Consider the following 14637-nt stretch of genomic DNA (forward strand, 5'->3'; position numbering starts at 1 on the left):
CAGTGTGGGTGCACGAACGTGTACGGTGCCAGGCTAGTGTGCATCAAGGCTGCACGCCGGAGCCTCCTGGAGCCGCCATGGCCGAGTCCTCACCCGCTCGACGTTCGGTCGCGCACAGGTGGCTGTTGGCGGTGCCGTTCGGCTGGCAGGTGCTGATGGTGCCGGTGGTGAACGACGTCGAGGTCACCGTGCTGCACATCCCGTTCCCGATGTTCTGGCAGATGCTCGGCATCGTGCTGGCCTCGGTGGTGATCGGCGTCGTGTTCCGGCTGGACCGCGCGGCCGGGGTGGAGCGCGAGGAGGCGGAGTTCCTCGCCGGTGACGAGCCCGGGCGGGAGCGCTGATGGCGCTCACGCTGGCACTGATGATCGTGCTCGGCACCGCCGTCGGCTCGATTGCGTACGGGCGCGGCGCCAGGGCTGGGGAGGCGCCCACGCTGACCAGCTGGGCGATCGCCGGTCGCCGGTTCGGCCCGGTGCTGTTCTGGTTCATGAACGCGGGGGAGATCTACACGATCTTCGCCCTGCTCGGCATCTCCGGCTACGCCTGGGCGGCCGGCGCCCCCGCCTACCTGGCGTTCACCTCGGTGTCGTTGAGCTACGCCGTCGGCTACTGGCTGATGCCGAAGATCTGGCGGGCCGGCCGGCGGCACGGGCTGATCACCGAGCCGGACTTCTTCGCCGCCCGCTACGGCGCGCCGTGGCTGGGCGTGGTGACCGGCGTCGTCGGCATCGCGGCGCTGGTGGTCTACGTCCAGATCCAGCTGGTCAGCCTGCGGTTGATCGTCCAGCTCGCGCTCGGCGACGTGCTGTCCGAGGCCGGGGCGGTCGCGCTGGCCGCCGTGCTCATGCTCGCGTTCGTGTTCCTGGTCGGCATGCGCTCGGCGGTGTTCGCGGCCGCCGTGAAGGACGTGCTGGTGGTGGCGCTGGTGGTGCTGCTGGCCGCGACGGTGGCGAGCAGGGTCGGCGCGTCGTCCATGCTGGACGTGTTCCGGCTGGTCGAGGAGCAGCACCCGGGGATCGGTAAGTTCCCCGACACCGGCGAGATGACGTCGGTGTGGCTGATGACCTCGGCGCTGAACGTGGCGCTGGGCAACTGGGTGTTCCCGCACCTGTTCCAGGTCTGCTTCACCGCCCGCTCGGGCACCACGATCCGGCGCAACGCCATCTGGCAGCCGCTGTACTCGCTGGCCTACTTCTTCATCATCCTGCTCGGGTTCGCCGCGCTGGTCGGCGGCAGCCGGCCGCCGGGGGACAACTCCAACGCCGTGCTCCTGGAGCTCGTCTCCCGGACCTACCCGGCGTGGGTGGTCGGCCTGCTGGCCGGGACCGGCTTCCTGCTCGCGCTGGCGCCCGGATCGGTGCTGCTGCTGACCTCGGGCTCGATCTTCGCGCGTAACGTGCTGCGGCCGCTGCGCCGCGAGCTCTCCGACCGGGCCTCGCTGCTGGCGTCCCGGCTGTCGATGGTCGGGTTCGCGGCGGTCGCGGTGTGGCTGACGGTCGGCAACGGCGAGTCGCTGGTGACGATCCTGCTGTACGCCTACTCCGCGATCGGCATGCTCGCGCCCGGGGTGTTCCTGGCCTTCCTGTGGCGCCGGACCACCGCGATCGGGGTGCTGGCCGGCATCGTCGCCGGGTTCGTCGCGCTGCTGGCCCCGCTCGCCAAGGACTACTGGTCGGCCGCGCTGCCGGACTGGGAGCCGGGCCTGATCGCGATGGCGATCGGCGCGGTGGTCACCGTGGTGGTCAGCCTGGTGACGCCCCGCCCGGCGCCGGAGGCCGTTGAGGTGGGGCTGCCCGCACAACGAGAGGTGGTGGGATGACCGAACCGGAACCGGTCACCGAGCTGTACGACCTGCGGGTGACCGTCGAGCGCATCGAGGGCCGCTCGGTGTGCGGGATGCGGGTCGGCGACTACTTCGAGCTGCGCGACAGCGCGCACCTGGAGATCCCGGCCGGGCGGCACTTCTGCGTCTACGCCCTGAGCGCGGTGCTGCCGCTGCTGCCGGCCAAGCAGCGCCGGCTCGCGGCGGGCGACTGGCTGGAGCGCGACTCCCTGGTGTGCTGCCCGGATCCGGAGGAACGGCTGGTGATGAAGGTGGAACGGCTGGGGCTGCGCCGGCTGGACACGAGCGAGCTGACGTGACCGCGTTCTCGCCTCACGCGCCGGCGGGGCTGGATGAGCGCTCTTCGCCGGGTCCGTTCGGCGTCGGTGCGGGTCGCGCTGGACGGGTGGAGATCGGGCTGGGGCTGCAGGGCGACAAGCGGCCGGGGGAGTACGCCGAGCTGGCGCTGATCGCCGAGTCGCACGGGTTCGACGTGATCAGCGTGTACGGCGACCTGATGTTCCAGCCGCCGGTGGTGCCGCTGCTGGAGATCGCCAACGCGACCGGGCGGGTCCGGCTCGGCGCCGCCTGCTGGAACCCGTACTCGCTGCACCCGTACGAGATCGCCGGCCAGGTCGCGGCCCTGGACCTGGCCTCGGACGGGCGGGCCTACCTCGGCCTGGCCCAGGGCGCCTGGCTGGACTCGGTGGGCATCCGGGGCCGGCGGTCGGTGCGCGCGCTCGCCGAGGCCGTCGAGGTGATCAACGCGCTGCTCGCCGGGGAGGACGGCGGGTTCGACGGCGAGGTGTTCCGGATCGAGCCGGGCACCCGGCTGCGCTACCCCGTGCAGCGCTCCAAGGTGCCGGTGCTGATCGGCACCTGGGGTCCGAAGACGGCCGCGGTGGCCGGCCGCGTCGCGGACGAGCTGAAGATCGGCGGCACGGTCAACCCGGCCATGGTGGCGGTGATGCGCGAGCGGGTCGCGGTCGGCACCGCCGAGGTGGGGCGGGCGCCGACGGACGTGGGCATCGTGGCCGGCGCGGTCACCGTGGTCGACGAGGACGCCGAGCTGGCCCGCGCCACCGCCCGCTCCGAGGTGGCCATGTACCTGGACGTGGTGGCCGCCCTGGACCCGACGGTGGCGCTGCCGCCCGAGATGGTCGCCGAGGTCGGCGAGCTCGTGCGCGCCGGAGAGCACGCCAAAGCCGGCGCCCGTATCCCCGACGACGTGCTGGACCGCTTCGCCTTCTCCGGCACCCCGGAGGACGTCGCCCGCCAGGCCCAGCGCCTCATCGACGCCGGCGTCTCCCGCGTGGAGTTCGGCACCCCGCACGGCCTGCGCCCCACCCACGGCGTCCACCTCCTCGGCTCCCGCGTCATCCCCCTCCTGCGCCGCTGACCGGGAGGTGCCGCACAGGTTGTTGGGGTGCCGCGCATGGTGCGGCGTGTGCGGAACCCCCGGTAGGTGCGCGGCGGCTCAGGTTCGGCCATAGGCCGCTAGCAGGTCGGGGTTGCGCAGGCTGATGGTGGCTCCTTCGGCTACGCAGGTGAGGGGGTGGTCGGCCAACTTGACCGGGAATCGGAAGGCGTGTTCGAGGCTGTCGGCGAAGCCTCGGGCCAGCGAGCCGCCGCCGAACAGGACCACACCGTCGGCGAGGATGTCGCCGGTCGCCTGCGGGGGCAGTTCGTCCAGGCAGGCGGCCAGGGTCTGGATGATGGTGTCGATGACGGGGCGGACCACTTCGGCGAGCTCGTCCAGGCCCACTGTCGCGAGCCGGGGGCGGCCGCTGCCGGCGTCGCGGCCCTGGACGACCAGGGTGGGTTCGTCCGCGGTGGAGGCCTGGATCTTGACCTGCTCGGCGGTCAGCTCGCCGACCAGGATCTGGTGGTGCTCGCGCAGGTGGTGGGTGACCGCGAGGGTCATCTCGTCGCCGGCGACCCGGCAGGAGCGGTGCGCGAGGATGCCGCCGAAGCAGAATGCGGTGACCTCGGCGGTGCCGCCGCCGACGTCCACGGCTAAGTGGGCGCGGCGCTCCAGCGGGTCGATGCCGCAGCCGACGGCACCGGCGATGGGTTCGGGCAGTACGCAGGCGCGGTTGATGCCGGCCTCGTCGGCGGCCTCCAGCAGCGCGCGGCGCTCCAGCGGGGTGGCGCCGACCGGGACGCCGATGGCCGCGCGCACCCGTACCCGTCCCCACGGCCTTGGCGCGAGGCGGTGCAGGACGCTGCGCAGGAAGGTCCGGGCGCCCTCCAGGTCGGTGATGACGCCGTCCTGGAGCGGGCGGACGACGTTGATGCCGGTGGGGGAGCGGCCGATCAGCTCGCAGGCCTCCCGGCCCACCGCGACGACGCCCCGCCACGGCGAGCCGGCCTTGGCGAGCATGACCGAGGGCTCGTCGAGCACGATGCCCTCGCTGCTGTCGCAGACCACCGTGTTGGCGGTGCCCAGGTCGATTCCGAACTCTTGCATGGTCTCGCTTCCTCTCAGGGACGTTGGATGGGCGCGGTTTGTTCGATCTCGACCTGGTGGCCGAGGTAGTGGGCCAGCGCGTCTCGGCCGACGGTGGACGCGCTGTTGGCGCCCTGGCCGGAGCCCTGGGTGAGGGTGGTGACGACGATGCCGGGGTCGTGGGCGGGCGCCACGGCGGTGAGCCAGTTGTCGTAGGTGCCGTTGGGCATCGAGCCGTCCTCGGCGGTGCCGGTCTTGGCGCCGACCGGGGCCGGCAGGCTGGCCAGCGAGGACGCGGTGCCGCCGGTGACCACGGCGCGCATGCCGTCCTGGACGGGGCGCAGCGACCCGGCGAACGGCAGCGCGACCGGCGCCGGCGCGGGCAGCGCCGCCCAGGTGTTGCCGCCCCCGGTCGCCAGGCCCAGCCGGGGGGTGACCATCCGGCCGGTGGCCACGGCGGCGGTCCAGCGCGCGTTCTGCAGCGGGGTGACGGACAGGTAGCCCTGGCCGATGCCCATGATCACGGTGGAGCCCGGGTACCAGGTGCCGTTGTCCTCGCGCACCGACTCCGGGGTGCCGAGGTAGCCGGGGGACTCGGCGGGCAGGTCGATCCCGGTGGCCTGACCGACGCCCAGTGCCCGCGCGGCGTCGATCATCGGTTGCGGCCCGAGCGCGACGGCCAGCTTGTAGAAGTACACGTCGTTGGACCAGGCCAGCGCCTGGGTCAGGTTCATCGGACCCATCGGCTTCCAGTTGCCGAAGGTGTGGTCGCCCAGGGTGTAGCTGCCGCCGGTGGGTATCACCTTCTCCGGCGGTATCCGGGGGGTGAGCTGGTTCGCGGTGGCCACCACGAGCTTGAACGTCGAGCCGGGCGGCACCGCGGACTGCGCGGCGTGCTCGCGCATCGGGCTGCCCTTGACCTTGGCCAGCGCCTCGAGCCCGGCGGGGTCGGCCGGCGGGCCGTAGACGTTGTTGTCGTAGCTGGGCACGCTGGCCAGCGCGAGCAGCTGCCCGGTCTTCGGGTCCATGGCCACGGCGGCGCCGACCCGGTCCGGCTGTCCGGCCATCGCGCGGGCCAGGCCGTCGGTGAGCACGCGCTGCAGCCCGAGGTCGAGCGACAGCCGCAGGTTGGCCCCCGGGACCGGGTCGGTGCGCTCGCCCATCGCCACCGGTTCGCCCAGCGGGTTGACGTAGACGCACTGGCGCCCGTCCACCCCGCGCAGCACGGCGTCATACTGCTGTTCGAGCCCGGTGCGCCCGACCACCACGCCCAGCGGCAGGTCCGGCCAGCGGCGGTGCTCGGACGGGGTGGCGATCCCGGTGTAGCCCAGCAGCGAGCCGAGCACCGCGCCGGTGGGGTAGGAGCGGCGCTGGCCGGGCACCACCACGACGCCGGGGATGCCGGCCTTGGCGACGCCGGCCGCGACCGGCGCGTCGACCTTGGCCACCCGCACGGCCAGGGTGGTGGCGGTGGCCGCGCTCAGCGTGGTCCGGATGGCCTCGGCGGGCTGGCCGACCAGCGTGGCCAGCCGGTTCAGGGCGGCCGGGTCGGCTTTCAGCAGCGCGGGCACCGCGTGGATCTCGGACTGCGCGGCGGCGCCGGTGGTGGCCAGCGGGGCGCCGTGCCGGTCGGTGATCTCGCCGCGCGGGGCGGGGATGCGCATGCAGCGGGTCATCTGGTCGATGCCCTGGGCGGCCAGCTCGGGCCCGTCCACCGCGCGCAACCGCCCGCCGTAGCCGGCGAACAACACCAGCAGCGCGGTGATGCCCACCGCGGCCACCCGAACCCAGCGGGGCCGGCGCGCCCGCCACCACGGCGCCCGCCAGAGCCGGCGGCGCTCCCCGTCGCGGCGCACCCCGAGCGCGGCACCGAGCGTGGCCAGGTGCACCACCAGCGCGCTGCCCCCGTAGCTGAGCAGCGGGAACGGCACGCCGGCCAGCGGCAGCAGGCCCAGGTTGCCGCCGAGGGACACCACCGTCTCCACGCCGAACAGCACGGCCAGCCCGCTCGCGAGCAACGCCCCGGGAGGGCTGCGCGGCGCGGCGGCGGCCAGCGCGAGCCGCCACACCAGCACCAGCGCTGCCAGCACCACCGCGACCCCGACGAGGATGCCGAACTGCTCCACCACGCTGGCCACCGCCAGGTCGGTGTGCCGCTCGGGCAGGTACTGGGCGAGCAGCCCGGTCAGCGGGTGGCCCGGCCCGACCAGTGCGCTGGAGCCGACCGCGATCCGCGCCTGGGTGACCGCCCAGCCGGCCCCGGCGGCCGCCTCGTGCGACCCGACGAGGAAGCTGCCCAGCCGCTGCACCTGGTACGGCTGCAGCATGCCGACGACCAGCGGGGCCGCCAGCGCGCCCGCCGCGAACAGCGGCAGCAGCAGCCGCGCCGGCACCCGGGCGAGCAGCAGCATGCACCCGGTCAGCGCGGTCAGCAGCGCGCAGGTGGACAGGTCGGGCTGGGCCACGGTGAGCCCGATCGGGACCACCGCGATCACCGCTGCCAGCCCGAACCGCCGCCAGGCCGGGCCCGGCGAGCCGAGCACCGCCGCCAGCGCCAGCAGCAGCCCGAGCTTGGCCAGCTCGGAGGGCTGGAAGGTGACCGGCCCGATGTCCAGCCAGCGGGTGGCGCCGTTCGCCGAGGAGCCCGCGATCATCACCGCGAGCAGCAGCACGACGGAGAGCCCGTAGCAGCCCCAGCTCAGCGCCCCGAGCCGGCGCACCCGCCAGTGCCCCAGCGCCCAGCCCAGCGCCAGCCCGACCAGCGCGTACATGCCCTGCCGGACGGCCAGGCCCGGGCCGTCCACCGCCCAGAGGTTGGCCAGCCCCACGGCGGTCACCAGCAGCGCGGCGAGCACCGCCAGCAGGTCGAACCCCCGGCCGGGCAGCGGGGCCCGGTCCGGTGGCACGGTCGGCGTCGCCCGGTTCATCTGGGGGCCGCGCAGGTCGCGTCGGCGGGCAGGAGCAGGGTCGGGCTGGCCACCGGGGCCGGCGCGGCGAGCACCGCGGTCAGCGCCAGCGCCTGGCCCGCCGGCAGATCCACCTCGGTGACCGCGGACAGCTGGTCGCCGTTCTCGCCGACCTTCATCGACCCGCCGGGGCGCTGCCAGGTCGCGCCGGTGCACCTGTCGGTGACCTGGAACGTCCAGCCGACCTGTTGCGCGCCGGTGCCGGGGCGCAGCCACACCTGCAGCCGGGTCTGGCAGGCCTGGCCGGGCTCGCAGCTGGCCAGCGGGCGCAGGTCGACCTTGGTCACCGGCCCGTTCGCGGTCGGAACGGGCAGCGGCGGGGGCGCGGGTGCGGGCACCGGCGTGGGCACGGCGCCGGGGGTGGCCGCCGGGCGCCCGGCGGCGTGCAGGGTGGCCAGGTCGGCCTCGATCCGATTGCCGAACAGCGCCAGTTCGAGCGCGATCAGCCCGATCAGCACCAGCGCGGCCAGGAACCACCTGCCGCCCCGGGCCAGGGCGGCGAGGGGCGCACGCCGGGCCGGTTCGGGCGCGGCCGGCGGTTGGGCCCGCGGAGTCGTCGGGGGTGTCGGCGATCGCGTCGACGGGGCGTTCGGCCCGCCGGTGAGCGCCGTGACCAGCGCGGCCAGCTCGCTGCGCGCCCGCCCGGTGCTCGGCGCGGCGGCCGAGCGCAGCGCCGTGGCGCTGGCCGCGATTCCGCCGTCGAGGCCGATCGCGCTGGTCAGCGCCGTGGCCGGTTCGCCGGTCCGGTCACCGTCCGCGAGCACTCGCCCGAGGTGGGCCAGCACGCTGCGCGCCGACGCGCCGGCGGGCTCGACGGCCCCGGGTTCGGGCGCGGCGGGGGAGACCGTGTCGACCAGCCTGGCCTGCCCGTCGAACCCGACCCACACGTTGTGCTCGTCCACCCCGCCGACCGCGGTTCCCGCCTCCCGCCGCTGGTCCAGCTCGCTGACCACCTCGGCCGCGATGACCAGGGCCTGCTGTGGGGTCAGCCGCGCCATCCTGGTCAGCTGCGTCAGGCAGATCCCGGCCGGTCCCGGCGCCGCCGGCCGGCGCTGGCCCGCCCGGGTGCGCCTGGAGACGCCGACGATCGCCAGCCGGGAGCCCGAGCCCCTCGGCCGGTACGCGCCGGGCGGCCTTACGCGATGCACGTCATCCACCCGCCGAGGGCCGATGATGCGTAGTTCCTGATCACCCCTTGCTCCCCAGGTCGTGCGGTGCGCTGGCCGCCGTGGCGGTGACAATGTCGGCCGAGGGGGAGCGACTCGGGTCGTTTCGTTCCGGTACGCCGTGATCGAGTACCCGTTGGCCTATCGACCCAACCAGGGGGACGGCTGGGTCAGGCCGGGCACCATCGGGGCGGGCCGCGCGGCGAGTCGGGGGACCCGGCCGACTCCCGCACCGCCCCGGCCGCCCGCCGCCCGTCCGGCCGCAACCGGCCGGCGCCCAGCAAGGCTAGGCAGAACCGGGCGACGTGCACCGCAAGGGCCTCGCGCGCGGACGCCCACCACCGTCTCGACAACCGCAACAGCCACGTCAGCACGGCATTCACGGCGCGGTTCCCGCCACGTACGGACTTCCCGGCATCACGCGTCTTACCGGGGCCGGCTGGCCGGCGAAACGGCCGCCATCGCCGGGACTCGGGTTTCGTTCTGTACGGCATGTGTCCGGCCCTCACATGCTGCGCGAACCCCCTTCGGTGATTCGCTGTGATCATCCCAATCCTAGTCCCGTGACGTCGGCGAACGGCCATCCTCCGGCAGGGTGACGCTCTCATCCGACGCTGAGAATTCACCGACACGTACATCGTGACAAACGTGTTATCACACCGATGCCCGGTTGATTCCGTAAGCAAATTCCCGCTGCCGCATAGCCAATTGGGCCGTCGCGCACGGCGCACCGTGCGCGACAGCCCAACAAGGTGTGCGGCGACGCCGGGGTTAGCGGCGGACGCGGGACATGATGGCGGCGTGGGCGGCGGTGATGCCGGTGGTGAGGGTGGGCTCGATGACCGGGGCGAAGTGGGGGGAGTGGTTGGTGGGGACGGGCTCGGTGCCGTCGATGACCTCGTCGGGCATGCCGCCGAAGAACCAGTAGACGCCGGGGACCCCGATCGCCTCGGGCAGGTGGCCGAAGTCCTCGCTGCCCATCCGGGGCGCGGCCTCGATGACCTTGTCGGGGCCCAGCGCGTCGGACAGGGCGGCGGTGAGGCGCTCGGTGGCGTCGGGGTCGTTGTAGAGGAGGGGGAAGGTGTAGAGCTCCTCGATGGTGGGGTCGGGGGCGCCGGACGCCTGGGCCTCGGCGGTGATCACGCGGCGCAGCGCGGCGAGGACCTTCTCCCGGACGCCGGCGTCGAGGTTGCGCACGTTGACGGTGAACTCGGCGCTGGCCGGGATGATGTTCTCCTTCAGGCCGGCGTGGAAGCTCGCGATGGTCACCACGGCGGCGCGCTGCGGGTTCACCTCCCGGGACACGATGCTCTGGATCCGCACCACCATGTGCGCGGCCAGCACCACCGGGTCGATGGTGTTCTCCGGCTGCGAGCCGTGCCCGCCCCGCCCGCGCACGGTGACCTTCCAGCTGTCGGCCATGGCCATGGCGGGGCCGGGGCGCACGTCCACGGTGCCGGTGCGGCCGGGCCAGACGTGCTGGCCGAACACCACCTCGGGCCTCGGCACCCGGTCCCACAGCCCGTCGGCGACCATCGCCGCGGCGCCCTCGCTGGTCTCCTCACCGGGCTGGAAGACGAGCACCACGGTGCCCGCCCAGGAGCCGCGGTCGGCGGTCAGCAGGGTGGCCGCGCCGATCGCGCTGGTGACGTGGAAGTCGTGGCCGCAGGCGTGCATCACCGGCACGGCGGTGCCGTCCGGGAGCGTGCCCGTGGCGGTGCTCGCGTACGCCAGGCCGGTGTCCTCGCGCAGCGGCAGCGCGTCGGTGTCCGCCCGGAAGCCGACCACCGGACCCTCGCCGTTGCGCAGCACGGCCGCCACGCCGGTGCCGCCGACGATGGTGGTCTCCCAGCCGAGCGCGGACATCCGCTGCTCGATCAGGGCGGCGGTGCGGTGCTCCTGCATGGACAGCTCGGGCGCGGCGTGCAGCCCCCGGTACAGCTCGTGCAGGTCGTCCCGCAGTTCGGTGGAGATCTCCGCGGCGACCGGGAGCGAGGTCATCGGCAGTCCGTCCCTTCGTGCGTGCCTGTCGTGCGGCCAGTATCGCCCCTTGACACCCCGTCGGCTGGGTCATAGTTTTTGAGAAATCGATTACCCAGCTCGGAGGTAGTTGATGGTTGGCCTGTCCGCACCGTCGCGGGTGACGACCCGTCGGGTGTACGCGCTGGGTTCGCTGGCCGCGATCCTCTTCGGCTACGACAACGGCATCATCGGTGCCGCGTTGCTGTTCGTCCCGAACGACCTGCCGCTGAGCCCGTGGGCGACGGGTGTGCTGGTCAGCTCGACGGTGTTCGGGGCGATGGTCGGGGCGCTGGGCAGCGGGCCGGTGGCCGACCGGGCGGGGCGGCAGCGGGTGCTGCTGGCGGCCGGCGTGGTGTTCACCCTCGGGGCACTGGGCTCGGGGCTGGCCACCGGCGTCGGGACGCTGGTGGCGTTCCGGTTCGTGCTGGGGCTGGCCATCGGGATCGCCTCGGTGCTGGTACCCGTCTACCTGGCCGAGATGGCGCCGGCGGCCGACCGGGGCGTGACGACCTCGCTGAACCAGTACATGATCATTATCGGTACCGGGTTGGCGGCCGGGGTCGGCTTCGGGTTGTCGTTCGTGGGGTCGTGGCGGTGGATGCTGCTGGTCGGCGTCTTCCCCGCGGTCCTGCTGGTGGTCGGGATGATCGGGATGCCGGACACGCCCCGGTCACTGGTGCGGCGGGGTCAGGTCGAGCGGGCGCGCGAGCTGCTGGTCGGGCTGCGCGGCGACGGCGCCTCGGTGGAGCGCGAGCTGGCGGAGATCACCGAGCTGGAACGGGACGAGCGGGAGCGCAGCTCCGGGGCGCGGCTGTCCGAGGGCTGGGTGCGCAAGCTGTTGCTGCTGGGCGTGATGCTCGCGGTGTTCCAGCAGGTCACCGGCATCAACGCGATCGTCTACTACGCGCCGAAGGTGCTCACCGACTTCGGCGTCTCCAGCACCGCCGCGCTGTTGTTCGTCTTCGTCAACGGCATGGTGAACATCGGGACGATCGCCGTCGTGGTGCGGCGCAAGATCGTGGACCGGCGCGGGCGCAAGCCGATGCTGCTGGCCGGGCTGGTGGGCATGTCGGCCAGCCTGCTCGCGGTCGGGGTGGCCGCGATCGTGCTGCCGGCCAGCTCGACGGCGCTGTTCGTCGTCGCGGTCGCCGCGTTCGTGGTGTTCACCAACACGTTCTCGGCGACGTGGGGGCCGGTGCTGTGGGTGATGCTGGCCGAGATCTTCCCGCTCGCGGTCCGGGGCCGGGCCATGGCGATCGCCACGCTGTTCAACTGGCTGGCCGCGTTCGTGGTGTCGCTGACCTTCCCCCGGCTCACCGAGCTGGCCGGAACCGGGACCATGCTGGTGGTCTACGCGGTGGTCGGCGTGGTGATCTTCCCGGTGGTCTGGCGGGTGGTGCCGGAGACCAAGCAGCGCAGCCTGGAGGCGCTGGAGGCCGCCTTCCGGAGTGGCGACGGCCGGTTGTGAGATTTGTGGGGGATGACAGCGCGGGCGCGTCGAAGGTTGGGTGAAGAGCCGAAGACGCGGTGTTCGTCCTGATGCGACAGTGCCGCTATGGGTGCGCGGGTTCGGCCTCGGTTGGCGGCTTCGGCCGGGTATCGGCTGCACCGGTTGTTGGCCTCGAACGCGGTGTTCCGGGGATTCGCGCGGTGGGTCGAGCGCCGGCCGAGGGCGTACAGCTGGTTCGCCGAGGGGGAGCGGGTCGCCAAGGAGGCCCTGTTCGGCTGCCGGATGTGCGGGCAGTGCGCGCTGCCGGTGACCGGCTACACCTGCCCGATGACCTGCCCCAAGCGGCTGCGCAACGGTCCGTGCGGCGGGGTGTCGCCGGCCGGGATGTGCGAGGTCGAGCCGGAGCTGCGGTGCGTCTGGGTGGTCGCCTTCGAGCGGGCGGAGGCGGCGGGCCGCCGCGCCGACCTGGACCGGCTGCACCGGCCCGTCGACCACCGCCAGCGGGGCCGCAGCTCGTGGGTCAACTACTGGCGGGGCCGCGACGCGCACCTGTGGTCCGAGCCCGCCGCGACGCGTCCGCCCCTGGGCATCGGGGTGGGCGATGGACGTTGACGCCCGCTGGGGCCGGGTTCGGGTGGTTCGTGACTGGGTGCAGTACCGGGAGAACTTCCGCGAGGCCGTCGAGCTGCGGCCGGTGCTGTCGTCCAACGGAGACCGCTCGGTGGAGATCGCGGTGGACGCGCGGCGCGCGGGCGAGGCCCGGTGGCGCGAGCTGGTTCAGGCCCGGACGGCCGGCGAGGACCGGGTGTTCCTGGAGGGGTGGGGGCCCGGCAGCGAGGGGTGCATCTGGGGCTTCAACGCGTTGTACTGGCGGGACCTGGACCTGTGGGAGAAGTCCACCGGCCGGGGGTACGAGCAGGCGCTTCCCAGCGGGCGCAGCGATGCGCGCAACCGGGGCGCGGCGCGTGAGCTGGTCGGTGGGTTGTTCGCGGTGTGGGACCGGCTGGGCGGCGCGCTGCCCGAGCAGCTGTACGTGGTCGAGCTGGGGGTGGGCAACGGCGGGCAGGCGCGGGTGTTCCTCGACGAGCTGCGCGCGATGGACGCGGAGCTGGGGCGCGGCTACTACCGGCGGTTGCAGTACCTGATGTGTGACAACTCCGAGCACGTGCTGGGCCTGGCTCGGGAGGCGGTCGCCGAGCACGCCGAGCACGTCAGCTCGCTGAGCGTGGACGCGACCCGGCCGTGCCTGTCGTTGGGCTTCCTGCGCTCGAAGGTGTTCCTGGTCTACGTCTCCAACGTCTACGACAACCTGCCCACCGACGAGCTCGCGCAGCGTGACGGCCGCCCGTACCTGGTGCAGACCAGGGCGTACCTGCCGGCCGGGCAGGCGCGGGAGCTGGCCGGGTCGGTGGGCGCGGGCGTGGCGGAGCTGCCGGCGCTGGTGGGCAAGCTGGCGCGGCTGGGGCCGGCGCTGTTGGCCGAGGCCGCGCCGGAGCGGTTCGCCGGCGTGGAGGCGGCGGTGTCGTTCTGGCGGCGGGCGTGGCGCGCGGTGCGGCTGGCCGAGCGGTACGTGCCGTTGGGTCGGCCGGACGAGTACCGGCCGGCGCCCTCGGTGGACGGGCAGTGCGTGCGGTCACTGTGGGAGTCCGGCGCGGACGTGCGGATGCACGTGAACAACGGCGCGCTGGCCAGCTTCACCGACAGCCTCCGGCTGCTGCACCCGTCCGGCACGCTGGTCTGCCACGACCTGTTCGTCACCGACACCGAGGGGTACCGGGACAGGTTCCGGGGGCCGGGGAAGTACGACGGGTCGGTGGTGAACTGGGTCAACGGCCCGCTGCTCGCGCGGGTGGGCCGCCGGCTGGGGTTCGACGTGCGGTACGCCCCGTTCGCGCACCGCGCCGGCGGCAACATCGTGACCATGACCGCTCGCGCCCTCGGCTGACCGGGCCGTACCCTTCCGACCGAGGGGGGCGGCGTGATCGAAGTGCGGGCACTCGGACCCGACGAGTGGCGGGTGTGGCGGAAGTTGCGTTTGGAGGCGCTCGCGGAGTCGCCGGCGGCGTTCGGGTCGAAGCTCGCGGACTGGACCGGTCCCGGGGACACCGAGGCGCGCTGGCGGTCGCGGCTGGCCGGCCTTTCGCTGAAGTTGGTGCTCCGGGCGGACGGTGCGCCGGCCGGGATCGTCGGGGGTTACATCAGGGACGACGGCGTGGCGGAGATGGTCTCGCTGTGGGTCGCCCCGTTCGCCCGCGGCCTCGGGGTCGGCGACGCGGCGGTGCGGACCGTCCTGGTCTGGGCGGACCCCCGGGACGTCATGCTGTCGGTGAAGGTCGGCAACGAGCCGGCGATCGCGCTGTACCGGCGGCACGGGTTCGTGGACGCCGGCCCGTCGCCCACCGAGCCCGACGAGCGGTTGATGCGCCGCTCGCGCGGGTCAGGGTGAGCCCTTTTTGTCACCGTGCTGTGCCACCGTGTCCGGGAACGTGTCACAGTGGGTCTAGGAGACGGGACGGGGCCATGATGAGCAGGCACGCGACGAGGCAGGCGGATGTCGTCGAGATCGACGACCCCGCCGAGGCGTTCGAGGTGTTCGACACGGTGTGCCGGCGCGAGCTAGGCATCGAGGGACGGGAGTTCCTGCGTCGTTGGGATGCCGGCCGGTACAGCGGCACGGATGTCGACGATGTCGAGGGGCTTGCGGAGGTCGTCGCGGCGTTGAGCTTCGCCCGCTGACCGTGTACCCGCGACGTGCCTGG

At 73.6% G+C, this 14637-nt stretch carries 14 protein-coding genes; 9 read left to right on the forward strand and 5 right to left on the reverse strand.

The genetic code is table 11. The features are described 5' to 3' along the window. Positions 1-77 precede the first annotated feature (77 nt). From N912_RS48635 to N912_RS0100755, 4 genes are all read left to right on the forward strand, one after another. A complete protein-coding gene (locus tag N912_RS48635; protein WP_037062585.1) occupies positions 78-344 on the forward strand; it encodes a DUF3311 domain-containing protein in 267 nt (88 codons plus the stop codon). Then, positions 344-1822 (forward strand): sodium:solute symporter family protein, encoded by a 1479-nt coding sequence (locus tag N912_RS0100745; RefSeq protein ID WP_028920915.1) that lies wholly within the window; start codon positions 344-346, stop codon positions 1820-1822. Before N912_RS48635 ends, N912_RS0100745 begins: the two co-directional genes overlap by 1 nt. After that, a complete protein-coding gene (locus N912_RS0100750) occupies positions 1819-2145 on the forward strand; it encodes a TIGR04076 family protein (protein ID WP_028920916.1) in 327 nt (108 codons plus the stop codon). The genes N912_RS0100745 and N912_RS0100750 overlap by 4 nt, the downstream gene beginning before the upstream one ends. Before the next feature lie 86 nt (positions 2146-2231). Then, entirely contained in the window at positions 2232-3224 is a 993-nt protein-coding gene (locus tag N912_RS0100755) for an LLM class flavin-dependent oxidoreductase (protein ID WP_028920917.1), read from the forward strand. A gap of 78 nt (positions 3225-3302) precedes the next feature. Here the strand turns inward: N912_RS0100755 and N912_RS0100760 are convergent, their stop codons facing one another. The 5 genes from N912_RS0100760 to N912_RS0100775 form a co-directional block, all read right to left on the reverse strand. Next, complete coding sequence (locus tag N912_RS0100760; protein WP_028920918.1) at positions 3303-4295, reverse strand: rod shape-determining protein; 993 nt, start codon at positions 4293-4295, stop codon at positions 3303-3305. A 14-nt stretch (positions 4296-4309) separates the two neighbouring features. Further along, the gene (locus tag N912_RS48640; RefSeq protein WP_051579414.1) at positions 4310-7201 is read right to left on the reverse strand and encodes an FtsW/RodA/SpoVE family cell cycle protein; all 2892 of its coding nucleotides are present in this window, start codon (positions 7199-7201) and stop codon (positions 4310-4312) included. Next, the gene (locus tag N912_RS0100770; protein WP_156993085.1) at positions 7198-8388 is read right to left on the reverse strand and encodes a hypothetical protein; all 1191 of its coding nucleotides are present in this window, start codon (positions 8386-8388) and stop codon (positions 7198-7200) included. Before N912_RS0100770 ends, N912_RS48640 begins: the two co-directional genes overlap by 4 nt. Before the next feature lie 188 nt (positions 8389-8576). After that, positions 8577-8789, reverse strand: a complete 213-nt coding sequence (locus N912_RS63180; RefSeq protein ID WP_156993088.1) for a hypothetical protein — start codon at positions 8787-8789, stop codon at positions 8577-8579. Between the two features lie 388 nt (positions 8790-9177). Continuing rightward, on the reverse strand, positions 9178-10407 hold the full coding sequence (locus N912_RS0100775; protein ID WP_028920920.1) for an amidohydrolase: 1230 nt from the start codon (positions 10405-10407) through the stop codon (positions 9178-9180). Positions 10408-10546: 139 nt separating this feature from the next. Between N912_RS0100775 and N912_RS0100780 the strand changes: the two genes are divergently transcribed. From N912_RS0100780 to N912_RS0100800, 5 genes are all read left to right on the forward strand, one after another. Continuing rightward, a complete protein-coding gene (locus N912_RS0100780; RefSeq protein WP_037063154.1) occupies positions 10547-11896 on the forward strand; it encodes a sugar porter family MFS transporter in 1350 nt (449 codons plus the stop codon). An 87-nt stretch (positions 11897-11983) separates the two neighbouring features. After that, complete coding sequence (locus tag N912_RS48645) at positions 11984-12490, forward strand: methylenetetrahydrofolate reductase C-terminal domain-containing protein (protein ID WP_084210504.1); 507 nt, start codon at positions 11984-11986, stop codon at positions 12488-12490. Further along, positions 12480-13823 (forward strand): hypothetical protein, encoded by a 1344-nt coding sequence (locus N912_RS0100790; protein ID WP_156993090.1) that lies wholly within the window; start codon positions 12480-12482, stop codon positions 13821-13823. Before N912_RS48645 ends, N912_RS0100790 begins: the two co-directional genes overlap by 11 nt. A gap of 33 nt (positions 13824-13856) precedes the next feature. Continuing rightward, positions 13857-14324, forward strand: coding sequence for a GNAT family N-acetyltransferase (locus tag N912_RS0100795; RefSeq protein ID WP_028920923.1), 468 nt, complete (start codon positions 13857-13859; stop codon positions 14322-14324). 77 nt (positions 14325-14401) lie between these two features. Next, the gene (locus N912_RS0100800) at positions 14402-14614 is read left to right on the forward strand and encodes a hypothetical protein (protein WP_028920924.1); all 213 of its coding nucleotides are present in this window, start codon (positions 14402-14404) and stop codon (positions 14612-14614) included. The last annotated feature ends 23 nt before the right edge of the window (positions 14615-14637 follow it).

Origin of the sequence: Actinospineispora acaciae DSM 45401, assembly GCF_000620785.1 — a bacterium.
Taxonomy (GTDB): domain Bacteria; phylum Actinomycetota; class Actinomycetes; order Mycobacteriales; family Pseudonocardiaceae; genus Pseudonocardia; species Pseudonocardia acaciae.